The 23,623-nt window shown below is 63.2% G+C and carries 21 protein-coding genes; 11 read left to right on the top strand and 10 right to left on the bottom strand.

Annotation, left to right across the window (positions count from 1 at the left end; genetic code table 11):
* The first annotated feature begins 27 nt into the window (after positions 1-27).
* The gene (locus tag HWX91_RS19775) at positions 28-1,440 is read left to right on the top strand and encodes an MFS transporter (RefSeq protein WP_052660789.1); all 1,413 of its coding nucleotides are present in this window, start codon (positions 28-30) and stop codon (positions 1,438-1,440) included.
* 86 nt (positions 1,441-1,526) lie between these two features.
* On the opposite strand, the gene HWX91_RS19770 is transcribed toward HWX91_RS19775, so the two are convergent.
* From HWX91_RS19770 to HWX91_RS19755, 4 genes are read right to left on the bottom strand one after another with little or no spacing between them, the layout of a single operon-like run.
* Complete coding sequence (locus HWX91_RS19770) at positions 1,527-2,411, bottom strand: fumarylacetoacetate hydrolase family protein (RefSeq protein WP_028198128.1); 885 nt, start codon at positions 2,409-2,411, stop codon at positions 1,527-1,529.
* Positions 2,408-3,364 carry a VOC family protein gene (locus HWX91_RS19765; RefSeq protein WP_028198127.1) on the bottom strand — a complete coding sequence of 319 codons (957 nt, stop codon included), beginning with the start codon at positions 3,362-3,364 and terminating at the stop codon, positions 2,408-2,410. Before HWX91_RS19765 ends, HWX91_RS19770 begins: the two co-directional genes overlap by 4 nt.
* A gap of 43 nt (positions 3,365-3,407) precedes the next feature.
* On the bottom strand, positions 3,408-4,166 hold the full coding sequence (locus tag HWX91_RS19760; protein WP_028198126.1) for an SDR family NAD(P)-dependent oxidoreductase: 759 nt from the start codon (positions 4,164-4,166) through the stop codon (positions 3,408-3,410).
* A gap of 21 nt (positions 4,167-4,187) precedes the next feature.
* On the bottom strand, positions 4,188-4,418 hold the full coding sequence (locus tag HWX91_RS19755; protein WP_028198125.1) for a ferredoxin: 231 nt from the start codon (positions 4,416-4,418) through the stop codon (positions 4,188-4,190).
* 472 nt (positions 4,419-4,890) lie between these two features.
* Here HWX91_RS19755 and HWX91_RS19750 point away from each other — a divergent pair, with 472 nt between their 5' ends.
* The 7 genes from HWX91_RS19750 to HWX91_RS19720 all read left to right on the top strand — a co-directional run bounded on the left by HWX91_RS19750 (position 4,891) and on the right by HWX91_RS19720 (position 12,092).
* Positions 4,891-5,625 carry an IclR family transcriptional regulator gene (locus HWX91_RS19750; RefSeq protein ID WP_244144104.1) on the top strand — a complete coding sequence of 245 codons (735 nt, stop codon included), beginning with the start codon at positions 4,891-4,893 and terminating at the stop codon, positions 5,623-5,625.
* Between the two features lie 313 nt (positions 5,626-5,938).
* A complete protein-coding gene (locus tag HWX91_RS19745) occupies positions 5,939-7,252 on the top strand; it encodes an amidohydrolase family protein (protein WP_028198123.1) in 1,314 nt (437 codons plus the stop codon).
* A gap of 194 nt (positions 7,253-7,446) precedes the next feature.
* Positions 7,447-8,595 carry an acyl-CoA dehydrogenase family protein gene (locus HWX91_RS19740; RefSeq protein ID WP_028198122.1) on the top strand — a complete coding sequence of 383 codons (1,149 nt, stop codon included), beginning with the start codon at positions 7,447-7,449 and terminating at the stop codon, positions 8,593-8,595.
* A gap of 5 nt (positions 8,596-8,600) precedes the next feature.
* On the top strand, positions 8,601-9,692 hold the full coding sequence (locus HWX91_RS19735; protein WP_028198121.1) for an acyl-CoA dehydrogenase family protein: 1,092 nt from the start codon (positions 8,601-8,603) through the stop codon (positions 9,690-9,692).
* Positions 9,689-10,492, top strand: a complete 804-nt coding sequence (locus HWX91_RS19730) for a crotonase/enoyl-CoA hydratase family protein (protein ID WP_028198120.1) — start codon at positions 9,689-9,691, stop codon at positions 10,490-10,492. Before HWX91_RS19735 ends, HWX91_RS19730 begins: the two co-directional genes overlap by 4 nt.
* Positions 10,493-10,567: 75 nt before the next feature.
* On the top strand, positions 10,568-11,692 hold the full coding sequence (locus HWX91_RS19725; RefSeq protein WP_028198119.1) for an acyl-CoA dehydrogenase family protein: 1,125 nt from the start codon (positions 10,568-10,570) through the stop codon (positions 11,690-11,692).
* A gap of 76 nt (positions 11,693-11,768) precedes the next feature.
* On the top strand, positions 11,769-12,092 hold the full coding sequence (locus HWX91_RS19720; RefSeq protein ID WP_028198118.1) for a 2Fe-2S iron-sulfur cluster-binding protein: 324 nt from the start codon (positions 11,769-11,771) through the stop codon (positions 12,090-12,092).
* A gap of 85 nt (positions 12,093-12,177) precedes the next feature.
* On the opposite strand, the gene HWX91_RS19715 is transcribed toward HWX91_RS19720, so the two are convergent.
* Positions 12,178-13,455: a cytochrome P450 gene (locus HWX91_RS19715; RefSeq protein WP_028198117.1), complete on the bottom strand. Its 1,278-nt coding sequence runs from the start codon at positions 13,453-13,455 to the stop codon at positions 12,178-12,180.
* Positions 13,456-13,649: 194 nt separating this feature from the next.
* Between HWX91_RS19715 and HWX91_RS19710 the strand changes: the two genes are divergently transcribed.
* Positions 13,650-15,296, top strand: coding sequence for a phytoene desaturase family protein (locus HWX91_RS19710; RefSeq protein ID WP_028198116.1), 1,647 nt, complete (start codon positions 13,650-13,652; stop codon positions 15,294-15,296).
* Here HWX91_RS19710 and HWX91_RS19705 read toward each other — a convergent pair.
* The 5 genes from HWX91_RS19705 to HWX91_RS19685 form a co-directional block, all read right to left on the bottom strand.
* On the bottom strand, positions 15,252-16,007 hold the full coding sequence (locus tag HWX91_RS19705) for a TetR/AcrR family transcriptional regulator (protein ID WP_028198115.1): 756 nt from the start codon (positions 16,005-16,007) through the stop codon (positions 15,252-15,254). The genes HWX91_RS19710 and HWX91_RS19705 overlap by 45 nt on opposite strands.
* A 156-nt stretch (positions 16,008-16,163) precedes the next feature.
* Complete coding sequence (locus HWX91_RS19700) at positions 16,164-16,898, bottom strand: SDR family oxidoreductase (protein ID WP_028198114.1); 735 nt, start codon at positions 16,896-16,898, stop codon at positions 16,164-16,166.
* A 52-nt stretch (positions 16,899-16,950) separates the two neighbouring features.
* A complete protein-coding gene (locus tag HWX91_RS19695; protein WP_028198113.1) occupies positions 16,951-18,405 on the bottom strand; it encodes an acyl-CoA reductase in 1,455 nt (484 codons plus the stop codon).
* 7 nt (positions 18,406-18,412) lie between these two features.
* Positions 18,413-19,831, bottom strand: coding sequence for a long-chain-fatty-acid--protein ligase (locus HWX91_RS19690; RefSeq protein WP_028198112.1), 1,419 nt, complete (start codon positions 19,829-19,831; stop codon positions 18,413-18,415).
* A gap of 123 nt (positions 19,832-19,954) precedes the next feature.
* Positions 19,955-20,932 carry a helix-turn-helix transcriptional regulator gene (locus tag HWX91_RS19685; protein ID WP_052719712.1) on the bottom strand — a complete coding sequence of 326 codons (978 nt, stop codon included), beginning with the start codon at positions 20,930-20,932 and terminating at the stop codon, positions 19,955-19,957.
* A 263-nt stretch (positions 20,933-21,195) separates the two neighbouring features.
* Here HWX91_RS19685 and HWX91_RS19680 point away from each other — a divergent pair, with 263 nt between their 5' ends.
* Both HWX91_RS19680 and HWX91_RS19675 read left to right on the top strand, forming a co-directional pair.
* A complete protein-coding gene (locus tag HWX91_RS19680) occupies positions 21,196-22,482 on the top strand; it encodes a cytochrome P450 (RefSeq protein ID WP_028198111.1) in 1,287 nt (428 codons plus the stop codon).
* Positions 22,483-22,584: 102 nt separating this feature from the next.
* Positions 22,585-23,616, top strand: a complete 1,032-nt coding sequence (locus tag HWX91_RS19675; RefSeq protein ID WP_028198110.1) for a hypothetical protein — start codon at positions 22,585-22,587, stop codon at positions 23,614-23,616.
* Positions 23,617-23,623: the final 7 nt, after the last annotated feature.

Below are 23,623 nucleotides of genomic sequence, written 5' to 3'. Positions count from 1 at the left end.
CTTGTCCATCCGCCCCGGGAGTCCTGCTTGCCCACCGTCCTCACGCCCCAGACGCGGCAAAGCGCGTCCACCTCGGCGGCCACTTCAGCGTCAGCCGGCACAACACCCGTTTATCCGTCGGCCCGTTATGCCGGATATGTCATCGCCGTGCTATTCGCAGCCACGTTGCTGTCTCAGCTGGACCGTCAACTGCCCGCGCTGCTGGTGCGTCCTTTGCGCAAAGAGTTCGGCATCTCGGATACGGCATTCAGCCTGCTGCAGGGCTATGCGTTCGCGATCTTTTACACGCTGGCCGGTTTGCCGCTTGGCCGCCTCGTGGATCGTGGCAACCGTCGCAATCTGATCTTTGTCGCGTTGCTGTTCTGGGGTGCGGCCACCGCGCTATTCGCGTTCGGCCAGAGTTACACGCACCTGCTGCTCGCACGGGTCGGGGTTGGCATTGGCGAAGCGGTGCTCGCGCCGGCCGCCTATTCGCTGATCGCCGACTGCTTCACGCCGACGCAGCGTGGCCGGGCGATCGCCATCTATTACGTCTCGATTGCGATCGGTTCAGGTGCGTCGTTACTGCTCGGCGGCTGGTTGCTGGCCACGATTCCGCCGCACGGTCTGGCGATTGCCGGTATCGGCAGCGTGCCGGCATGGCGCGTCGCGTTTGTCGCGGCGGCGTTGCCCGCCGCGCCGCTCGCCTTGCTGTTGCTGCTGACGGTGCGCGAGCCGGCGCGTCAGGAAGTGGCGGTGGCAAGTACCGGAATGGAGACGGACGAGAACGCTTCCATAAGCGATTTCGTGCGTTATCTGCGCCTGCATGCCGCCACGTTTTTCCGTGTGCTGACGTACCCGGCCTTGCTGTCGATCATCGGCTATGGCGCGCTTGCCTGGGCACCCGCGTTGTTCGAACGTAACTTCGGTATGCCGCCGATGCACTCAGGACCCGTACTCGGTCTCATCATTGCCATTGCAGGTGCGGGCGGCACCCTGGCGTGCGGTTTTCTCAGCGATGCATGGATGGCGCGCGGCGTGACGGCGGCACGCTTTCGCGTCGCACTGCTCGGCTCGGCGGTGTTCGCGCTGCCGTGCGTGCTGTGGCCGCTGATGCCGGACGCCCGTCTCGCGTTCGCGCTGCTATTCGTCAGCGTGTTCGGCCTCGGCATTGCCCAATCGGCGGCGCCCGCGGCGATTCAGGCGGTCGTGCCCAACCGCATGCGGGGCCAAGCTATCGCCGTGTATCTGCTGCTCGCGGGATTGCTGGGTATCGGACTGGGGCCGACCGCCGTCGCGCTCGTCACCGATCATGTGTTTCATCGCGACGGCGCTTTGGGCTATGCAGTAGCATGCACGGCGGCCCCCGCAGCACTGTTTGGATTGTGGTTGATTGGCTCGGGCATCAAGCCCTATGCGCGAACGCTCGCCGCTTTGCACGATGCGCAACAGCGTCGGTAAATGAAAACGGCGGCCAGGCATAAGTGCTCAGCCACCGTGCGGTTGCGATGCTCCGCTTGCCTCATGCACGGATCAATCGCACTCGTCTATTCACCGCGCCCCAACCGGCCAATAGCGCGCATCGGCGAGAGTACCCGCTTCGCTCCGATCCGGTTGCGCAGCACACCGATGCGCTCGATCTGCGCTTCGATCACGTCCCCCGGTTGCAGGAAGCGGCCGTCTTCGAGCCCTACCCCGCATGTCGAGCCGGTGAAGACCAGATCGCCCGGACGCAAGGCAATGCGTGCATCCACATAGTTCAGCAATTCGTCGACCGGAAAAATCATCTGGTCGGTCGTATCGTGCTGGCGCTCCTCGCCGTTGATACGCAAGCTCAGCGTTACGCACGGCTGGCCAGGGCCACCGAACTCATCGAGTGTGGTGATCCACGGACCGATCGGCGCTGTGCTGTCGAGCGCTTTCTGCGTGAACAGGTCGAGCGAACCGAGCTGCTTGCCGGCATCCCGCGCGCTGATGTCGTTGCCCACCGTATAGCCGAGCAAACACGCGCTCGCCTGCGGCTCGTCGCCGAACGCACGCGCGACGACCGCCACCAGTTCGACTTCGTAATCGAGCTGATTGGTCACGGCAGGATACTGAATCTCGCCGCCCGGCGGCACCAGCGCCGATGCCGGCTTGATATAGGCAAGCGTATGCGGCGGCGCCTGCTTGCGGCCGAGCCGCACCAGATGCGACAGATAGTTCAGACCCACACCGAACACGCGAGCCCCGGGATTGACCGGTGGACACAGCTGCAATTCGGCGAGCGGCAAACGGCGTGCATCCAGTTCGAGCGCCGCGTCCCCCTGGTCCGCGACCACCGGCGCCCATACCTCGAAGGGCGCGCGAATGCGCTGCACTTCGCGCGCGCTTTCATCGACCTGAGCCCAGAAACACTCGCCCGCCGCGTCGCGGACTCTCGCGAGCTTCACGATTCGGCCAACTGACGTCTGGCGGCGAGAATCGCGAGACCCTCGGCATCCATCACTTCTTCCGGCGTGCGCACGCTGGGACCCAGAATCGGGCCGACCAGTTCGTGGCCCCACGTGCTCAGTTTTTCCGGATTCAACTCGAAGCCGTCACCGTGCCAGGGCTCGAGCTCGGTGATGACCTCGAACGCAAAACCGCCCGGCGAGAAGTGATAGAACGACACGTGCGGGTCTTGCGTGTGCTGGCCGAGTGTCATCATCATCGGTAGCTTGCGCTGCCTGACGATGTCGTAGGTCTCGCCCACATCGCGCAGATTGTTCACGAAGAGCCCGATGTGCTGGATGCCCATCTTGTTCGGCCCGAGGCCGTATGCAATGTCGTGACTCGTACTGGTGTTCAGTTTCGAGCGATAGAACGCGGTTTTGCCCTTGCCCGCTCCGGCGCCGTAGTAGTGAAAGCCCATCACTACGGTCAGAAAGTGTTCGAGCTCCGGCGGAAACTCCGGCGTGATCACTACGATGTGGCCGAGACCTCGCGCGCCGGCATTGAAGCCGCCGTGCGGACGGCCTGGAATGAACGAGCGCGGCATCCATTTCTGCGCGTAGAACAGTTCATGCTGATAGCCGACCGGATCGCGAAAACGCACCACGTCGCGCACGCCTCGCAGTTCCGCGTCGCCCTGCGTTACTTCAACACCCGCTTCGCGCAGCCGCGCGACAGCCGCCTGAAATTCGAGCTTGCCGCGCGCTTCCCAGCCGATATACGCGAGCCGGTCGACCTTGCCCGGATGAAACGCGAAGCGGTGACGCCGGTCGTCCATCCGGAAGTACAGCGAATCGCGATCCGCTTCTGGCGACGCGCCGATTTGCAAACCCAATACTTCGGGGCCGTACGTGCGCCACTCATCCATGTTGGCCGTCTCGAAGCCGAGGTAGCCGATGCCGATAATATCCACGACGTCTCCTGATAGGGTGATCTGCCAGGCATGCGTTGCGCTGCTACAGCGCGAGCATGCCGCCGTCCACGACGATGTCGGTGCCGGTGATGTACGAGGCTTCGTCCGATGCCACGAACAAAGCGGCGGCGACGATTTCTTCCGCTTCGCCGGCGCGTTCCATCGGGATGCCGGCGAGCAGCATCGAGCGCGTGGCCGGGTTATCGAGGAACGGCCTGGTGCCGGGTGTGACGACCACACCCGGGCTGATGCTCACGGCGCGAATCCGGTGTTTGACGCCTTCCACGGCGAGTTGCCGCGTGAGGGCAACCACGCCGGCCTTCGCTGCCGAATGCGCACCGATACCGGTCGCCGCCGAGGCGCCCCAGGCCGCCACCGACGAGATATTGACGATCACGCCACCTCGTTCCGCGAGATGGCGCCACGCAAAGCGCGTCGGATAGAACACGATGTCCAGTTCATTGCGCAGCGTGTAGCGCCAGTCGTCCACCGACATCTCGCTGACCGGACCGAAGCGCGCCGCCGACGCGTTGTTGTACAGAATGTCGATGCGCCCGTAAGTGGCAATCGCGTCTTCGATCCACGCCTGGGCGCCTTGTGGATCACCCAGATCGACGCTGCCCACGCCGGCCATGTCGAGACCCTCGCCGTGCAGCAGTGCGAGGGTTTCCTGCTGCGCCGCCGCGTTCAGATCGCAGCCGAACACCCTGGCGCCTTCGCGTGCGAAGCGCAGCGCGGCTGCCCTGCCCTGGCCGCCGCCGGTGCCGCTGATCAGCGCGACCTTTCCTTCGAGCCGTCCCATATGATGCGTTCTCCGGTTGGCTCAGCCCGCGATCGCTTCGACGCTCAGCGCCTCGGCGGGACAGGCGGCCGCGCCTTCGCGTGCGTCAGCCTCGAGTTCGGCGGGAATCGTCTCCGCTTCGAGATAAACCAGGCCGTCCTGATCGAGCTTGTAGACCTGCGGACACAGTTGCGCGCACAGGCCATACCCGCAGCAGCGGCTCCGATCGGCGCTCACGCGCAGCACCACTGATGCCTTGATTTCCGAATTCATGTCTCCTCCTTTGGACGCTTGGCCATCCGGGGCCATTGGCTGGAAATTATATGCACAGATTTTATGATTGTGTTTATTTTATGGTCCGGGTTGACCCTGGCTGCAAGAGTAGATGGAGGTCGTGGGCCGTCGATTATCGAAGCGGCGATCGCGCCGGTTTGATCGGGTAAGCCACTATGAACAAAGGCTTTGCGCCGGGACTATTCTGGCTACAGAATATAATCACTGCCCGTAGAACGATTCCGGAGCGCTTCCGGAACACCGTGAACACCCTTTGGCGCCGCGTTTCTTTACGGGCGAGAATAGAAAATGAACGGCACGTGCCAGTGCCCGGACGGCAACCAAGAGACCGCCACCCATGACGACAAAGAAGAACACTGCTGCAAGCGAGTCCGTAGGAACCCGAGCGAGCGTGGCGCGCCGCTCCGCTGATCCAGCGCCGAAAAGCCGTGGCGCAACGAGCGCAGTCACGGTGAAGCCCGTTGCGAATGCAATCCGTATCCTGCGTTATCTCACGCAGACAGGTGCGCCGGAGCGAGCCGCTGACATCGCACGGCATCTGTCGATCAATCCGAGCACCTGCTTCAATATTCTGCGCACACTCGTCGCCGAGGACGTGGTCGATTTCAACGCATTGTCGAAAACGTATTCGGCAGGCCTCGGGTTAGCGCGACTGGTCGAGCAGCTGGTCACGCAGGGGCAGCGGCTGCAACTGGCCGCGCCGCTGATGCAGGATCTTGCCGCGGAATTCGGCGTCACCGTGACCTTATGGCGCCGGCTCGGCGCGGACCGGATCGTGCTGGTGAGCTCGGAATCAAGTCCGACGGATTTGCACATCGATATGCCGGCCGGCCAGCGGCTGCCCATTCTGATGGGGGCCAGCGGACGCCTGTTCGCCGCGCGCCTCGGGCTCACCGATGAGCAGTTGCGGGAGGAATTTGAACAGTTGCGCTGGGCGCGGCCCATCTCGCTCGAAACCTATTTGCGCGAGGTAAATCGCGCGCGGCGGCGCGGCTGGGCCAGTGACGATGGGTACTTCGCTACCGGCGTGATGGCGATTGCCGCTGCTGTCTGCGACAAGAGCGACAACATCGCGTTTACCGTCTCTACGGTCATGATTCGAGGTGATCGCAGCGAGGCGCAGGTGGATGCGCTTGGCGAGGCGGTTCGCGATCTGGCTCACCGGCTGGAGTCGGTCCTGTTCTGATTCTGTATTTGCGCGAGGTGTAGGGGTTCGAGTCCCCTCCCCGTGTCACCTTCGCCTCTAACGGCACTTTCTGCACGCAAACTCAACACAAACTCAGCGCAGCCCCTGCGCCGCGAACGCGCCGACAGCGCACGCCGTTCGCGAGAAATCCCCTCATCCTTCTCCCTGTAAACCCTAAAAAAGCTACGCCGACGGCTTTTAAGTGAACATTATCGTTGATTGTGTTCAACTTGTTATCTACTATCTCAATACCAACTCGCTCCAAACCCGGCTCGCCGAATCGCAGGTGAGCCCTTCACTACGGGGACCCCCGATGAAACTGGAAGACCTCATTCTCGTCAGCGTAGACGATCACGCGATCGAGCCGCCTAACGCTTTCGCGCGCCACATGCCCGCCAAATACAAGGGCCGCGAACCGAAAGTCGTGCAACGCAGTGGCCGCGATGTTTGGGAATTCGAAGAAAAGGCCACCGGCTATATGGGCCTCAATTCCGTCGTGGGCCGGCCGAAGGAAGAGTACGGCATGGAACCGCTCGGCTATGAGCATATGCGCCGCGGCACCTGGGACATCAAAGCCCGCGTCGACGACATGAACGCCAACGGCGTTCTCGGCTCGCTGTGCTTTCCGACATTCCCCGGCTTCGCCGGTCAGCGCTTTCAGACCTATGCGGATCGCGGCGTGTCGCTCGCAGCCATTCAGGCCTACAACGACTGGCATCTGCATGATTGGTGCAACGCCGCACCGGGCCGTTTCATGCCGTTGATGATCACGCCATGGTGGGATCCGCAAGCCGCCGCAGCCGAAATCGAACGGATGGCCAAACAGGGCGTACATGCCCTCTCGCTTTCGGACAACCCGTCGCTGCACGGCTACCCGTCGATCCACAACGACCACTGGGATCCGGTCTACAAAGCCTGTGCGGACAACAACGTGGTGATCTGCTGCCATATCGGCACCGGCGCGAAGGCCGACCACGCTTCCGACGAATCGCCGATCGACGCGTGGATCACCTCCATGCCGATCTCGATCGCCAATTCGGCCGCGGACTGGATCTGGGGGCCGATGTGGAAGAAATACCCAACGCTGCGCATGGCGCTGTCGGAAGGCGGCATCGGCTGGATTCCGTATCTGCTCGAACGCGCTGATTTCACGCATCGTCACCACCATGCGTGGACCATGTCGAACTTCGGCGGCAAGATGCCGAGCGACATCTTCAACGAGCACATCATCACCTGCTTCATTGAAGATCAGTTCGGCCTGAAGAACCTCGATTCGATCAACCTCGACAAAGTCACCTGGGAATGCGATTACCCGCACTCCGACTGCACGTGGCCGAATTCGGCCGACGTGTTCTGGGAACAGGCGCAGGCGCAAAACGTGTCCGATGAAGTGATCAACAAGATCACGCACCTGAATGCGATGCGCGAGTTCTCCTATGATCCGTTCGCGATCCTCGGCCGCGAAAACTGCACGGTCGGTGCGCTGCGCGCCAAAGCGAAGCACGTGAGCATCGAGCCCGCGCTCGGCATGGGCGGCGCCGCGCCGGTGCGCGATCCGAACAAGCCGGTGACCTCCGGCGACATCAACCGGATGTTCGCCGCCGCCGACGCACAGGCCGCGCTGTAAAGCGGTCCACTCACGCCGCGGCAGCACGCCGCCGCGGCGTCTGCAACACAAATCGGGCCGCGCCGCACGTATCGGCTTCGGGTTCAGACGAGCGATGCGGCCGGTGCGGCCTGCCACATGTATTCGAATGCGCTCGAATCCTCGGCCATGATCGGCGCGACCCGCTGCCCGCTCCTTTGCGTCCCATCCGAACTATGTCCGCTACCGCCTTTCGTTATCACCGCATTCCCACCGACGCCGAGCCGCTGCGCGAGCAGGTGCGCGAGTTCCTGGCCGACACCTTGAAAACGCGCTCGCCGCTCAAGCGCGCCGAATCGTGGATGGGCGCCGATCCCGAGTTCAGCCGCGAGCTCGGCCGGCGCGGCTGGCTCGGCATGGCGCTGCCCAAACGCTATGGCGGCAGCGAGGCCGGCCCGTTTGCGCGCTATGTCGTGATCGAAGAACTGCTCGCGGCAGGCGCGCCCGTATCCGCGCATTGGATCGCCGATCGCCAGAGCGCTCCGCTGCTGTTGCGCTACGGGACCGAAGCGCAGCGCGAGCGCTATCTGCCGGCGATCTGCCGCGGCGAAAGCTATTTTTGCATCGGCATGAGCGAGCCGAATTCCGGCTCGGACCTCGCGTCGATCCGCACGCGTGCCGAACGCAAAGGCAACGGCTGGCTGCTCAATGGCCACAAACTGTGGACCACCAACGCCCATTACTCGCACTACATGATCGCGCTCGTGCGCACCGGCGAAAAATCCAGCGCACGCCACGAGGGCATGTCGCAATTCATCATCGACCTGAAAGCGCCGGGGGTGACGATCCGCCCGATCCGCGACCTCGCCGGCGGCGAGCACTTCAACGAAGTGTTCTTCGACGATGTCGAGCTCGGCGCCGATGCGCTGGTTGGCACCGAGGGCCAGGGATGGGACCAGGTCACCGCTGAACTCGCGTTCGAGCGCAGTGGGCCCGAGCGCTTTCTCAGCAGCATCGCATTGCTGCATACGCTGATCGATGCGATCGGCCGCCGGCCGGATGCGTTGCAGGCGCGCGAAATCGGCCGCCTGACAGCGCGGCTCTTTACGTTACGGCAGATGTCGCTCTCGGTCACGGCAGAACTTGCGGCCGGGCACAACCCCGCGTGGGCCGCGTCGTGCGTCAAGGATCTCGGCACGACCTTCGAACAGGAGATTCCCGAGGTCGCGCAATTGCTGCTCGATACGCTGCCCAGCACCGGCGGCGGCAGCGACCATGCACAAGTACTCGCCTATCTGATGCAGATGGCGCCTTCCTTTTCACTGCGCGGCGGCACGCGCGAAATCCTGCGCGGCATCATCGCGCGCGGACTTGGACTGCGGTAATCGCCATGAGAGAAATTTTCGAATCCACTATCGAGCGCCTGCTCGGTGACACCGTCACTCCCGAGGTGCTGCGCGACAGTGAAGGAGGCGCCTGGCCGGCGCCTGTGTGGAGCGCCATCGAAGAATCCGGTTTTGCCGTGGCGGCCGCTTCAGAAGCGCAAGGTGGCGCCGGCGCGAGCTGGGCCGACCTGTTCGTGGTCGTGCGCGCGGCGGGCCGTCACAACCTGCCCTTGCCGTTCGCCGAAACGCTGCTGGCCAATGCGCTGCTCGGCGAATGCGGGCTCGAAGCAATCAACGCACCGCTCGGCATCGCGGGTGGCGGCTCGGTGACGCTGCAACAGGCACGCGTGAGCGGTACCTTGGTGGACGTACCCTGGGGCCGCCACGTCGGCCACGTAGTTGCAATCACCGCAGGCAAGGAGCCGACCCTTGTGCTGCTCGACGCTGCCGATGCAAGGACGACATTGCGGCTGAACACGGCCGGCGAACCGCGCGACGATCTGCATTTCGAGCGCGCCGCCTGTGTGAGCTGCGTGCCCTTAGCCACCGATCTGCAGGCCGACGCGCTGCAGTTGGGCGCGGCGATGCTGCGCAGCGCGCAGATCGCGGGTGCAGTGCAGACCGTGCTCGACCAGACGGTTCTCTATGCCACCGAACGCGTGCAGTTCGGCAAGCCGATCGGCGCATTTCAGGCGCTGCAACAACAGATCGCCGTCCTCTCCGAACATGCAGCGGCGGCAGCGGTGGCCGCCGAGTGCGCGTTCAGCGCCTCACTCGACGGCGCCGGCGGCTTCGCCGCGCTGCCGATCGCCGCAGCCAAAGTGTGCAGCGCCGAGGCAGCGAGTTTCGCGGCGGCAGCGGCGCATACGGTGCATGGCGCGATCGGCTTCACCCATGAACATGCGCTGCATCACTCGACCCGGCGGTTGTGGTCATGGCGCAGCGAATTCGGCAACGCGACCGTGTGGGCGCAACGGCTCGGCGCCGCGGTGTGCGCGGCCGGCTCCGCAGGATTATGGCCGGCGCTGAGCGCAGGGCGTCTCGCGACGCTCGAGCGGCCCGCAGCAGCGGTGCAACTGCAAGGAGTCGCGGCATGAGCGAAGCCTTTCTCAAGGTCGAACGCGAGGGCGCCGTGCTGACCGTGTGCCTGAATAGTCCAGAGACGCGCAATGCACTGTCCGAACCCGCGCAGATGGACGAGCTGGTCGATCTGTGCCGGCAGGTGCGCCGCGATCGCACCATCAAAGCACTCGTCCTGACCGGCGCAGGCAGCGCGTTTTGCGCCGGTGGCAACGTAAAAGACATGCGCGAGCGCGGCGGCATCTTCGCCGGTTCACCACAGGAAGTGCGCGACAGCTACCGCAATACGATCCAGCGCATCCCGCTCGCGCTGTATGAGCTCGACGTGCCGGTGATCGCCGCCATCAACGGTCCCGCGATCGGCGCGGGGCTCGATCTCGCCTGCATGTGCGACATTCGCATCGCCTCGGAGAAAGCGCTGTTCGCAGAGAGCTTCGTGAAGGTCGGCATCGTGCCGGGCGATGGCGGCGCCTGGTTGCTGCCGCGCGTGATCGGCATGCAGCGCGCCAGCGTGATGTCGTTCACGGGCGACACGATCGATGCGGCCAAAGCGCTCGAATGGGGACTGGTGGCCGAGGTCGTCGCGGCTGACTCGCTGGTCGCGCATTGCCAGGCCATGGCGCAGCGCATCGCGGCCAACCCGTCGCACGCGCTACGTCTGACCAAACGGCTCTTGCGCGAAGGCCAGCATATGCGGCTCGATTCGTTGCTGGAGTTGTCCGCCGCCTATCAGGCGCTCGCGCATCACACCGAAGATCATCTGGAAGCGGTCAACGCGTTTCTCGACAAACGCCCACCCCGCTACATGGACAGATGAACGGGCAGACACGTCACGCGCACTAGCGCACCCCCACTCCATCCAAACGCAGAGCGACAATCGCAGGACATGACCATGCGGACCGTTTTCAGGGAAGACCACGAATTATTTCGCGAGCAGGCCCGGCGCTTTATCGAAACCGAGATCGTGCCGAATCTGCACGCGTGGGAACAGGCCGGCATCGTGCCGAAATCGCTCTGGCGCAAGGCCGGCGAAATCGGCTTGCTGTGCTCGACCGTGCCCGAAGAGTATGGCGGCAGCGGCGGCGACTTCGGCCATTCCGCGGTGATGATCGAGGAACTGGCGCGCGTCAACGCCACGGCCATCGGTTTTACGACGCACTCGGAGATCGTCGCGCCCTACCTCGTCGCATATGGCAGCGAAGAACAGAAACAACGCTGGCTGCCGCGCATGGCGAGCGGCGAACTGATCGGCGTGATCGCCATGAGCGAGCCGGGCATCGGCAGCGATCTGCGCTCGATGCGCACCGGCGCGCGCCGCGAAGGCGACCACTACGTGATCAACGGACAGAAGACGTTCATCACCAACGGCGGCAACGCCGGCCTTGTCGTCACGGCGACCAAGCTCGATCCGCAATCGCGCGACCTCACCCTTGTCTGCGTCGAAGAAGACACCGAAGGCTTTTCCAAAGGCAAGCTGCTGGAGAAGATCGGCCTCAAAGGACAGGATACGTCCGAACTCTTTTTCGACAACGTGCGCGTGCCGGTCGGCAACCGGCTCGGTGAGGAAAACAAGGGCTTCGGTTACCTGACCCATCAGCTCGCATGGGAACGCACCATCATAGGGATTCGCGCGGCGGCTTCGATCGAGGCCTTGCTCGAAGAGACCATCCAGTACACCCGTGACCGGCGCGTGTTCGGCAAACCCGTCTTCGATTTTCAGAACACGCGCTTCAAGCTGGCCGAAGTCAAGGCGCAAGCCACCATGCTGCGCGCATTCGTCGACGATTGCCTCGCCCGCGCGATGCGCGGCGAACTGAGTGCCGAGGTCGGCGCGATGTGCAAACTGGTCGGCTCCGAATTGCAAGGCAAGCTGCTCGACGAAATGCTGCAATTGCACGGTGGTTACGGCTATATGAGCGAGTACCGGATCGGTAAGGCATGGGTCGATGCGCGGGTGGCGCGAATTTACGGCGGCACCTCGGAAATCATGAAGGAAATCATCAGCCGGTCGCTATAGGTCTGGCATTCACGTTGCACGCGGACCCGCAGGAATCGAAAACCGGCGCATCAACAACGCTATAGAGGAGACAACCATGCCAAGACTCTCGTACATCATGCATGACGGCACACGCATCGACGTCGATGCAGCCGTTGGCGCGACGGTGATGCAAAGCGCGCTCGAACGCAACATCGCCGGGATCAACGGCGACTGCGGCGGTGCATGCCAATGCTGCACCTGCCACGTGTTCGTCGAACAGGCGTGGCAAGACAGATTGCCGCCGATCGACGATATGGAAGATGCGATGCTCGACAGCACCGCCGAGCCGCGCAGGGCAAATAGCCGCCTGTCGTGCATGCTGACCATGAGCGCGGAACTCGACGGTCTTGTCGTGCATCTGCCCGCTTCGCAGATCTGAGCGGCGATCTTCTTTGGGCAGTCAGAAAGGCGACTTGAGGGTCGCCTTTCTTGCTTCGACGCGCGTTCTTGCGTCAATTCTTGCGTCAATCCCAGATCACATGCAGCGCGTGCGGGCCACGCAATTGGGCACCGACAATCCGCGGCCTCGGCATCTCCGGATCGAGCCGCAGGTTCGGCAGCAGATCGAGGATGGTATTCACCGCCACCGCGAGTTCGACCTTGGCGATGAACTGCCCGATGCACATATGCGGACCAAAGCCGAAGCCAAACGACGGCTTGAGCTTGCGATCGATATCGAAGCTCTCACTGTTCTCGAACACCTCCTCGTCGCGATTCGCCGACGACACGATACATTGCACCATCGCGCCCTTCGGAATGCGAAAGCCGCCGATCTCCGTGTCCTGTGCCGCCTGGCGCACCTTGAACGTCGCGACCGGCTCGAAACGCACGGCTTCGTCGATCGCTTTCGGCACGAGGCTGCGATCCGCCCGCACCCGTTCGAGCAGTTCCGGCCGTTCCAGCAAGGCCACCATCAGCGAGCCGAACGTGCGTGTGGTGGTCTCACCTGCCGCCGGCAGCAATGAGCGCACGAAAGTCGCTACCTCGTGGTCATCCAGAGAGCGCCCTTCATACTCCGCGCGGATCAGCCGGCTAATCAGATCGTCGCCTTGCGCGCCGTTCTTGCGCACTTCAATCACTTCGAGCTTGACCGCGTCGTAGAGCGCCTGAGCGGCTTCCATCGCCGCCTTGCGCGCCTGGGCGGCCTTTTCGGCATCGACCTGCGGGCCCGCCAGAATCGCCAGCGCCCATGCGGCGTATTGCTCGATCTGCTCGGGACGATTGTCGGGAAAACCGATCAGCGAATAGATCAAACGGATCGGGAAATGCAGACCGAAATCCATCAGATCGGCACGGCGCTTCGGCACCATCGGCTCGATATATTCGCTGCGCACGATCGGCGCCATTTTCGTCTCGCGCCAGCGGTTCACCACGTCGGGCATGAAGACCGGCTGCAACAGCGAGCGCGCGCGGCGATGCGCTTCACCGTCCATCCCGGTCAGGATCAGGCCGTCAAAAAACGCACCGAGCCCCTCGGCGATAAAGCCGCTCGTGAAGTGGGTGGCGTCGCGCAACACCGACATCACGTCCTTGTACTTGAACAGCGTAAACGTCGGCCGGTTTGCGTCCAGACCGGCAATGTTGGGTACGCCGAGGCGCGCCATGAAGTCTTCCGCGATGACCGGCGAATTGCGGCGCATGTCACGATAAATCGCATGCAGATCGACGTCGCTACCTTTGTAGTTATCCGCGACGCCCGCGAAGGCGCTCTCGAGCGAAGTTGTTGCGGCGGGTGTGCTCATGCCTGTCTCCATCGTTGATATTCGGCGCGCGGACCCAGGGATCGGCCTGATAACCGTTTGACCCGCAGTCAGCGCATTATATTGAACAGATTTGTCGATTGTGATCCACTTAAGGCACGGAGGCAAGACAAAAGGCGCGCACTGCGATCGGCGCAAACGCCCATGCACCCTGACAACAAAAAGGACGGAGACACATGGCAACAGAAAAGACTTATGACGCGTTGATCGTCGGCGGCGGCCACAACGGACTATCGGCGGGCTGCTATCTCGCCGAGGCGGGCAAGCAGGTGCTGGTGCTCGAAGCGCTCGACAAGGTGGGCGGCATGGCTTCGTCGGGTTATCTGCTGGAAGGCGCGCCACAGCACATGGTTCATCCGTGTGCGCTCGACATGATGTCGATGCGCGTGCATCCGCGCGTGCCGGCCGAATTGCAGCTCGAACGGCACGGCTTTCGCCAGATCGAACTGACACCGGGTTACGTCTATTTGCATCCGGATGGCACCTCGCTGGTGTTCTGGCGCGACCCGGAAAAGACCGCAGCCGAGATTCGCCGCTATAGCCCGAAAGACGCCGACGCGTTTCTCTCCTTCATCAAGGTCGTATTCGCTTTCATCGACATGGCGGTGCCGATGATGCGCGTCGACCCGGCGGATAAAAACCTCGGCGCGAAATTCGCGGCCTTCAAGGCGGCGCTGCGCAATCGCAAGCTGAAACCCGAACTGATGGCGCTGCTCACCGGCTCGGCTTATCAGGCTGCGCAGGAGCATTTCGAACACCCGGTGACGATCTCCGCGATGTGTTGCCTGACCGGCCTCGCCGGTCCCATCACGGCAGACGGCAGCGGCATCTATTACGCACTGCTCGGTTTTTTGCACCGCTTCGGCGTGGGCCGCGTGGTGGGCGGCATGCAGACTTTGTCCAATGCGATGGCCGCGCGGCTGCGCGAACTGGGCGGCGAAGTCATGACCTCGGCAAGCGTCGCGGAGATTATCGCGGACGACCACGCGGCGCGTGGCGTACGTCTCGCCGACGGCCGCACGTTCTATGCGCATGCGGTCATCGCGAGCTGTCACCCCAAGGTCGCGCTCGAACTGGTTACGCCCGGCCGGGTCGACAAGCGCCTGCTGACGCGCATGGCGCATGCACCGGCCAATGCGCACGGCGCGTCGCCGCTGAAGGTCGACATGGCACTGCGCGGCCAGATATCGCTCAAGCGCTTCGAGGCGAAGCGCGGCGACGGCCTCGATCTGCGCAGGAGCTGCTTGCTGATCGGCACCACGGAGGCGGTGCTGGAAAACTTCCGTGCTTCGGCGCGTGGAGAAGTTCCCACCCTGCCCTATCTGACGATCACGGCGCCGAGCGCAGTCGATCCGTCACAGGCGCCTGCTGGACAGGACACGGTGTATCTTTACCCGCCTGCCATGCCGACCCAGCCACGCGAAGGCTGGCATGCGATTCGCGAACGCGTCACGCAGCAGGTCATCGACCAGGCGAGCGAGTACGTGGACGGTCTGAAAGAGTATGAGATTGCCCGCCGCATGGAGGCAGCGCCCGACTTCACGCAGCGGCTTAACACCGTCAACGGTTGCGTGGTGCATATCGACACCAGCACGATGCGCTCGAACAAATTCCGGCCTGCCTACGGGCTGGGTGGCGCGACGTTGCCGGTACGCGGTTTGTACTTCGGGGGCGCCGGCATTCATCCGGGCGGCGGCGTGAACGGCATGCCGGGACGCATCGCCGCGCAACGCGTGCAACGCTATCTCGGCAAAGCCGAGCGGCGCGGCACAACCCAATCAAGCTTCGTGATGGCGATTCTGGCCGCGTGGGGCGTCTGCTAAAGCCGTCGAAGCCGGCCGCTTGAGCGGTGGCCGGTCGCCGGCGAGCAACGTGGAAAGCACGAAGTCCACCGAGAATTCACGCCATGCCGCCGCACCCGCAGCGGATGTCGTATCGAAACCCGCCACCGCGGACACGGTGTAGTGATTGGTGAAGCCGCCGGTAGTCAGCAGGGCGCACGCGGCGTAGAACATGCGCGCATCCACACCTTCACGGAATTCGCCGCTCGCCGCCCCGCGCTGCAGGATACGCTCCATTTGCGCGACCAGTGCGGGCGCCAGATCGACGAAACGGTTGCGTTCGACGGGGTGCGTGTTGTGCTCGTGAAAGCGCAGGCTCTCCTGCGCGAGGGAGCCTAGCGTCGGGTCGAGCCGGTATTGATCGATCGCGTGTTGCAGAAAGACCCGCAATGCCTCCACCGGCGGCAGATGATCGAGTTCGAGCGCCAGCAGATCGGCCAGCACGTCTTGCGCGGACTCGTCGAGCACGCTGGCGAACAACTGCTCCTTGCTGCTGAAATAATGATAGACGAGCTGCTTGGTTACGCCCGCTGCGCGCGCGATATCGTCCACCCGTGCGCCCGCGAGGCCCTTCTCCGAAAAAGCGAGGCGTGCCTCTTTCAATAGACGGCTGAGCGTGGCCCGCTTTCGCGAGGGCGACGCGAGTGCTGCGGACGTAGAAGGCGCAGCGGTATCGGTAAGCGTCAAAGGCATGGGGAGGCGGCACACGATGCAGGGAAAACGAAGCACCGCCGATGCGGTTGAATGCGCGCTGACCGGCGCAATCCGCAGCGGTGTTCGGCTAATGCATTGTAGTGCTGATCGACGGCAAAAGGCGACTCGTTCTCACACCGCCGATCATTCCCCGCTTCAGAAACTTTGCGAGAGCGGCCGCACGACGATCTCGTTGACCGCAACATGTTCCGGTTGCGCAATCGCATAGACGATAGCGTCGGCGATCACGTCCGGTGACATGGCGCCCTCGAACAGTTTTTGCGCGCGCTCGCGGAAAGCCGGCACCGTGATGCTGTCGGTGAGCTCGCTCGCGACGAGACCTGGGCAGATCGAGGTCACGCGCACCTTGCCCGCGCATTCCTGACGCAAACCCTCGCTGATCGCACGCACCGCGAACTTGGTCGCCGAATAGACGGCGCCGCCTGGCCCCACCGTCAATCCCGCCACCGATGAAATATTGATCACATGTCCCGAGCCCTGCTCCAGCATGCCGCCGAGCACGGCGTGAATGCCATACAGCACGCCCTTGATGTTCACGTCGATCATGCGGTTCCAGTCGTCCACGCAGCCTTGCGCGATCATCGATACAGGCATGATGCCGGCATTATTGACGAGCACGTCGATGCGGCCAAACCGCTCGCGCCCCTTCTCTGCGAGTTGTTGCAGCTCGGCAGCTTGCGTGACGTCGGTGGCCGCCCACAAAACGTTGGCATCGCCGCCGAGTTGCTCCGCCAGATGCTTCAGGCGGTCCGTGCGCCGTGCGCCCAACACGAGTTTGGCGCCCTGCTGGACCAGCCGTCTGGCGGTCGCCTCGCCTATGCCGCTGCTCGCCCCGGTAATCATGATGACCTTGCCGTCCATCGAATTCATAGGTTTCGCTCCTTCCGTTAAAGTTGATTGAGCAAGCGCGGCGCGACCGCGCTTAGCCCGCCAGCGATTCGACCAGCACTGGATCGGCCGTTTCTTCCGTGACCCATTTCACAGTGCGGCGAATCGGTTCGATGGCATCCTGGCGGTCGAGGTTATGCTGCAAGGTCGCGGCCGCGCCTAGCGACACCAGCCGTTGCGCCCCCTGATAGGCGAGGCGGTCGCGCAACGTGTGTTTGAGTGCCTCCGGAAAAATGCCGATGGTCTGCGTATACGCGTTGACCGAACGCACGGCGGTGTCGATCTCGTCGATCGGCACCAGGTTGCCCACGCGGCAACCGAGGATGCGTGAAAAGCTGACCGGCGCGCCGTCGCGCGAGACGATCAGCGCGCCCTCATTGCTTCTGCCGCCGAAGACCGTGTAGTCGTCCCCGATCATGCGAATACCGTCGAGTTCTTCTTTCAGCTGCGGATCGAAAGCCTTGTGGGGAGTGGAAAGGTTCTCGGGCAAGCTCTGCAGTGCCGCAAACGTGAGTTCGGCAAGCTTCGCGCAGCGCGCGAGACCGGCTTCGTCGGTACCGGACTGCACGTAGATCACGCGCGCGCTCACGCAGGCTTCCTGGTTCTGCGCACCGACATCGAGCGCGAGGCGTTTCGCCACGCTGGCCAGCGTCGCCTCATCGGCGAAAGCTTCACGGCCGATGATCGTGCCGCTCAGTTTCGGATCGAGCGTGATCAGATCGAGGCCAGGTTGCAGATAGCGCGTAATGTGCTTGACCGAATCGAAACCGCCCCATGCAATCAGCTTCTCGACCTTGCGCGGATCGTAGATATGCCGCTCCACCGCTTCGTCGCCGCCCTTCCAGTAAGCGACGCTCAAATGTTTCGTCAACGGATGATCCGGCGCCATGTCGATCATCGTGCGGGCCAGCGCCATGGACGTCAGCGGATCGTTCGATGGCGCCTTGATAATGGCGTCGGAGCGTGTAAGTGCGTTGCGAATCAGCGTCAGTACCGCGACCACCGGCGCATTACCCGCAATCACGTGGACGCAGCGCGCGCCGAATGCACGGGTGCGCGCCGTGACGCCCGGCAGACTGCCCGGTTGCTCGACCCAGCCCTCCAGATACTCGGCGCCGACCGAACGCGCGACGATGTTGTACAGCTCGTCACGTTGAAAGAGGCGCGGCGTGCGTGTGTAGTGAAAACGCAGAATGCTTTCCGACAGCCCGGATGTGGCGCAAGACAGCTCGAAGGCCTGTTGCAAATGACGGTTGTCGGCAAAATTGAGGTGCTGGCCAAGCTCGACCAGATAGTCGACGATCTGCGCGAGACTCAGCGTGTACAGGTCGGCCATCTGCGACGGCGCGCGCAGCGTCAGTTCGTCGACATGGCGGCTCACGTCTGGTGCCGTAAAGGACACGCCGCCGCGGCGGCCGCCGAATGTCAGCGCGTCGCCTTCGATGAGCTTGCCGCGAATGATCAGCGGTACGTTGTAGGAAGGGGTCATGATCGGCTTACTCGGAAAGTTCGGTCAGGAAGTTAAGCGCTTCGTCGTGCGCGGCCGGGGCGCCGGCACAAATCACTTTGTCGTCGCCGCCTTCCTTCTCGCTATAGCGGCGGATCGCAGCCAGCAAATAGGGGCCGCTGCGGCCGCATTTGCAGGGTTTCTCGTGCCCGTGCAACGTGATTTCGTCGCCGGTCACGAGGCCCGCCCAGTAGGTGCCCGGCAATAGATCGAGTGAAGCAAAGCGGCCAGTCAAACCGTCTTTGCGTGGCAGCGGTTTGCCAGTCGCCGGATCGAGCAGGAACGCGATGGTGGTAGGCGGCACGTGATAGTGGCCTTCGTCGCAGCGCATACAGAAACCCATCTGTTCACTACAGCCGTAGAACTCATAGAAGTTGTCGAAGCCAAGGAACTCGACAAGTTGCTCGCGCCAGTTGTCGGGCATGTTCTTACCTTTCTTGCCGCCGCCCGTGTGCAACACACTGCCGTTGCCGAATACCTGGCGGGCGCCTCGGGCAAGACCTTCGGCTGCGGTCTCGTACAGGATCGTCCAGACCGCACCCATGTAGACGTCGCGGCCGGCGAAGCGGTCGATCGCTTCGGCAAAGAACTTGCGCAGTTGCTCAGGGCGTTCGCGCTCCACTCGCACGAGTTCCTCGCGCTTCGCCAGCAAGGCGTCGGAGATATGCAACGAACCGAGTTCACCCTGCGCCTCGGCAGCGGCGAGACGGCCCGATAACGAGGCGACGTCGGCGGAAAAACGCGCGTCGGGATACATGAACAATGCGTTGTGCTCACCGCCCGCGTACATCTCGACCTGATAACCGCTGCCGCGCGCAGCGGCGCTCGCGCCCTTGCGATAGGTCGGCGCGATCAAGGGACGCGGATTCGCAATCAGATCGGGACCACTACCCGGAGCGCGCCAGTCACGAATACGGCTCGCCGATAGCGTGATGTTCTGGCGCCACTCGTGATCGGTGCGCGGCAGAAAAGACAGCTTGCCTGTGGTGCCTGACGTATGGAACACGCGCAGATTCGTTTGGGCGTCGAGCAGATCGATCCAGTCGTCGATCAGCTTGATGCCCGATGCGTCGACGTGGCTCAGGTCTTCCGTGGTCAAACCGTTGAGCCAGCGCGTGAGTTTGTCGAACTGGCCGCGTTCGAGATACGACAGCGGATACGACTTGTACACCGTATGCGCGAACAGCAAAGGAGCGACGTCGTCGATGCTGTCGATCGTATCGATGCCCTGTTCAGCGGCGAGACGCTCGAGCACCGGAATTTTTGTGCGCATTTCTGCGAAGCGCCGGCGTGCGCCGCTCAGTTGTATGTCGTTAATCTGCTGCGGGGTGAACCGGAAGGCGTCGTCGTAGCAGGCGCTGACGAGTGCGGCGGGATCGGCAAGGAGCTGGCTATACAGCGTGGACATGGTGTCTCCGTTCGGCTGTCTGGACTATTCGGACCGCGCGCGCAATGATTCGCGCTGCGTGTCTGAATGCTATGAAAACGAGCCGCCGAACAGAATCTCTAGTTGTCGCGCTGGCCGGTCAAACTATCGCCCAACGGACATGTCGTGTCCAGGCGCCGTTCGCAAGCCCAACAGATCGAGCCGGTAAGCGCGCGGCGTACGGCCGGTGACCTTGCGAAACGCCGCGCCGAACGCGGCGGAACTGGTGAAGCCGCATTCGTATGCAACCGTTTTGATCAGCACGTCGGCGTCGGCCAGCCGTCCTTTGGCCTGGCGGATGCGTGCGTCGGCGATAAACGCGCTCAAGGTTACGCCGGTGCTGTTCCTGAAAGTGCGCGACAGGTGCCGGGCGCTGATCCGGCATGCCTGCGCCAGTTCGATCACACCGGGCGACGGTCCGTACGCGCCCTCGACACGCTCACGGATCAGGCGCAACTGCCACGGCGCGAGCTTGCTGCCCTCGCCCTGGTTCGCACGCGGCGCGGCGCCGCGAACGTGCCGCGCGATATGCACGAGCATCGACATCAACAGATTTTCGGCGAGTACCGCGCTGGCAAAACCAGGACTGAGTGCTTCACCGGCCAGCTGCAACATCGCGTCGCGTACCTGCGCCACCCGCAAATCGCGGCACAGTTCCAGCCGGGCTGCGTCCCATTGCCAGTCGCGCAACTGGTCGAAGCGCGCGGGCTCGAACATGCAGCAGACCACGCGCCGTTGCATCGAAGCACACCGCACATGGAAAGTCTGCCCGGGTGGCACCAGCACAGTCTCGCCCAGCCGGCCAAATGCTGTTTCCCCCGCGCCGCCGCGGAATGCGCCGCACGCGCCGCGTTCGCGCGAATCGAGTGACAGATCCAGATATCCCATCGACGGACGGAATACCGCATCGAGCGGGCCGTCGAGCGTGAACGTGCGCACATTGACCTCGATCGATGGCGTAGTCAGGTGCGCGTCCACCGACAGATGCGGCGGCGCCATGCGCTCGCGACGCACCAGCTCGCCGCCGTGAGCCACGGTGTAGAGATCTGAGACGTTCGGGTCCAACGCTTGGGCGTACGACATCGCGATTTGAAAATGAACACTTTTACTCAACATGTCTATATAAGCGATTCGGGCGGACTGCGCCTATAGCGATGAACCCGTATCGCCGCATTACTCGTCTCACGGCGAGTTTGACGGCGCGTCAAACGAACCTGGCGGACAGCGCGGCCATGGCTCGCTAAGCTGCACAGCAGGACAGACACCCCCTACGCTCACATCACGAGCCCCTTTGCCGCATCGCCACACGAAGCATCCGGGCCGCAAGAAGACCCATGAGGAGACACATGAACGCACCCACGCAGGAAGGCCTCACGCTTGATCTGGAGGCGGCCTACCACGCTGTCTCCGATACCTTTCGAGGCCCCGACCTCGATTTGCAGGCGTTGTGCCGCGAAATGCGCCATACGCAACCTGTGATGCAGGGCGATTTCGTGGCCACGAGGCTCGGCGTCCCGACCAATGCGGGCGCCAAAGCGGCGCAATGCGCGGTGACGCTCTTCAAGTATCAGGACGTGATGGCTGTGATGCGGGATGCCACGACCTTCACCAGCGGCTTCATCGCCGAAGGTCTCGGCGCGTTTTTCGACGGCCTGATCGTGCTTGCGATGGACGGCGACGCTCATCGCCGCGCGCGTGGCCTGCTGCAGCCTGTCTTCATGCCGGAGACGGTGAACCGCTGGCGGCCCGAACTCGACCGTGTGATCCGTCAGGACTTTCTCGAGCCGCTCGTGCCGAACAAGCAGGCCGAACTGATGGACTTCGGCCTGTACTTCCCGATTCGCGAGATGTACGCGCTGATGGGCTTCCCGACGGACGACACCGCGCGCTTCAATCAGTACGCAACGTGGGCGCTTTCGATGGTGGCCGGCAACCAGATCGACCCGGACAAAATCAGGATTTACGGCCCGCTCGCCGCAGCGGCCGTCAAACATCTCTACGATGCGGTGAAAGAAGTCGTGGTGCAGCGCCGCGCCGAGGGCGCCCACGGCGACGATCTGATCAGCCGCCTCATGCGTGCGGAGTACGAAGGCCACATGCTCGACGACCACGAAGTGACCACCTTCGTGCGCTCGCTGCTGCCCGCGGCGGGTGAAACCACCACGCGCACCTTCAGTTCGGTCATGGCGCTGCTGCTCGAGCGTCCGGAACTGGTCGAGCGCGTGCGCAACGATCGCACGCTGATCCCCCGTCTGATCGACGAAGCTGTGCGTTTCGAACCGGTCGCCACCTTCAAGGTGCGGCAGGCGGCGCGCGACGTCGAGATCGGCGGCGTGAAGGTGCCCAAGGGCGGCCTGGTGCAGTGCATGGTGATCTCCGCGAACCGCGACGAAGATGCGTTCGATAACCCGGATACCTTCGACATCGACCGCAAACCCAAGCCCTCCTTCGGCTTCGGTTTCGGCACGCATATGTGCATCGGACAGTTCGTTGCCAAGGTGGAATTGCAGTGCGCGGTGAATGCGATCCTCGATCTGTTTCCGAACGTGCGGCTGGATCCCGGCAAACCGGCGCCGAAAATTGCCGGCGCCCAGTTGCGGGGCGCGAAGTCCGTGCCGGTCGTCTGGGACTGACGACGGGACTGACGACGGGACAGACTCTGGGACTGCCCCCGCGTTTTCCAGCGGCGCGCCTGCATTCCGCGCATCCTCACAGCACGAATTCTTTCGAAACCCATGAAGCACTTCGACACTATTCCCGAACGCGGCAATTTCACTTTCCAGACGCTGGTCGCGCCGCACAAAGTAAGCGGCCGCGCCATGCATGATTTGCGCGGCTTTTACGGGCTGCAACTGACCAAGGGCATGCCGTTCGGTTGCGTGCGCGACGAAGACGGCGAAATCTATGCCTTCGTGCGCGCCGTCAACGAACCCGGCAGCACGCCGAATCCGACCAGATTCGTCTACCAGTCGACACGGGTGGATGGCCAGCATCTACGCATCGATAAGTCGCGCATCGAGCCGCGCGCGATGACGCTATTCCCGCAACGCTGGCTCGAAGGCGATACGGCCTGCTGGTCGAGCCTCGAAGGCGAACCCGGTGCAGCCTGGCGGCTGACGGCTTCCGGCGAACGCCTGAGCTGGCAGGAAGACGGCTTGTTCGATCTGAGCGGCCCACTGCTAGGTCAGGGCATGCAGTGGTATCTGCCGGGCTCGGAATGGGGCACGTTCTATGTCTCGCAGATCTACGACATCGCCGGCACCTGCGACGGTCGCAAGGTCAAAGGCTTGATGTGTTTCGACCAGGCGTATATGGCCGAAGGCGGCGCGATCCACTTCAGGAAGGACCTGGTCGTCAACAACAAGATGCATGTGATCTGGTGGTCGTTCGCGACCGTCTACAAGGACGGCACATGGGACGCGGGCTCCTTCATGGTCGGCCACGACAATCTCGGCTATGCGATCTTCCAGAACCACAAAGGCGAAATCCGCACGACCACCGATATCGAAGGCAACGTCACGCATAAGGACGGTAGTTACTTCGTCGAGAGTGCACGTATCGTGCTAGACGGGCATGAGGAGTGGGAATATCTGCCCTGCCCGAAAGGCGAGATGATCGACTTTGTCGGTGGCTTTCCGATTACGGCACAGCAGGAAGGCCGCTGGCGCCGCGTCGGCGATAGCCGCGAGCCGGATCGCTGGCTCGGCTGGGGTGAGTCCGATCGGCGCAACGGCACGGCGCGCAATGTGCGTGGCGCGGATCTTTGACGTGTTC

The sequence above is a fragment of the Paraburkholderia fungorum genome, assembly GCF_902833645.1.
Classification (GTDB): Bacteria; Pseudomonadota; Gammaproteobacteria; order Burkholderiales; family Burkholderiaceae; genus Paraburkholderia; species Paraburkholderia fungorum.
Note: the sequence above shows the minus strand (reverse complement) of the source record. Positions and strands in the feature narration are given on the sequence as shown.

What these genes read in the sequence shown, in the direction of transcription:
- HWX91_RS19760 (WP_028198126.1), bottom strand. Translation starts at nt 4,166, where the DNA reads ATGGGACGGCTCGAAGGAAAGGTCGCGCTGATCAGCGGCACCGGCGGC.
- HWX91_RS19755 (WP_028198125.1), bottom strand. Translation starts at nt 4,418, where the DNA reads ATGAATTCGGAAATCAAGGCATCAGTGGTGCTGCGCGTGAGCGCCGAT.
- HWX91_RS19745 (WP_028198123.1), top strand. Translation starts at nt 5,939, where the DNA reads ATGAAACTGGAAGACCTCATTCTCGTCAGCGTAGACGATCACGCGATC.
- HWX91_RS19740 (WP_028198122.1), top strand. Translation starts at nt 7,447, where the DNA reads ATGTCCGCTACCGCCTTTCGTTATCACCGCATTCCCACCGACGCCGAG.
- HWX91_RS19735 (WP_028198121.1), top strand. Translation starts at nt 8,601, where the DNA reads ATGAGAGAAATTTTCGAATCCACTATCGAGCGCCTGCTCGGTGACACC.
- HWX91_RS19730 (WP_028198120.1), top strand. Translation starts at nt 9,689, where the DNA reads ATGAGCGAAGCCTTTCTCAAGGTCGAACGCGAGGGCGCCGTGCTGACC.
- HWX91_RS19725 (WP_028198119.1), top strand. Translation starts at nt 10,568, where the DNA reads ATGCGGACCGTTTTCAGGGAAGACCACGAATTATTTCGCGAGCAGGCC.
- HWX91_RS19720 (WP_028198118.1), top strand. Translation starts at nt 11,769, where the DNA reads ATGCCAAGACTCTCGTACATCATGCATGACGGCACACGCATCGACGTC.
- HWX91_RS19715 (WP_028198117.1), bottom strand. Translation starts at nt 13,455, where the DNA reads ATGAGCACACCCGCCGCAACAACTTCGCTCGAGAGCGCCTTCGCGGGC.
- HWX91_RS19710 (WP_028198116.1), top strand. Translation starts at nt 13,650, where the DNA reads ATGGCAACAGAAAAGACTTATGACGCGTTGATCGTCGGCGGCGGCCAC.
- HWX91_RS19705 (WP_028198115.1), bottom strand. Translation starts at nt 16,007, where the DNA reads ATGCCTTTGACGCTTACCGATACCGCTGCGCCTTCTACGTCCGCAGCA.
- HWX91_RS19700 (WP_028198114.1), bottom strand. Translation starts at nt 16,898, where the DNA reads ATGAATTCGATGGACGGCAAGGTCATCATGATTACCGGGGCGAGCAGC.
- HWX91_RS19695 (WP_028198113.1), bottom strand. Translation starts at nt 18,405, where the DNA reads ATGACCCCTTCCTACAACGTACCGCTGATCATTCGCGGCAAGCTCATC.
- HWX91_RS19690 (WP_028198112.1), bottom strand. Translation starts at nt 19,831, where the DNA reads ATGTCCACGCTGTATAGCCAGCTCCTTGCCGATCCCGCCGCACTCGTC.
- HWX91_RS19685 (WP_052719712.1), bottom strand. Translation starts at nt 20,932, where the DNA reads ATGTCGTACGCCCAAGCGTTGGACCCGAACGTCTCAGATCTCTACACC.
- HWX91_RS19680 (WP_028198111.1), top strand. Translation starts at nt 21,196, where the DNA reads ATGAACGCACCCACGCAGGAAGGCCTCACGCTTGATCTGGAGGCGGCC.
- HWX91_RS19675 (WP_028198110.1), top strand. Translation starts at nt 22,585, where the DNA reads ATGAAGCACTTCGACACTATTCCCGAACGCGGCAATTTCACTTTCCAG.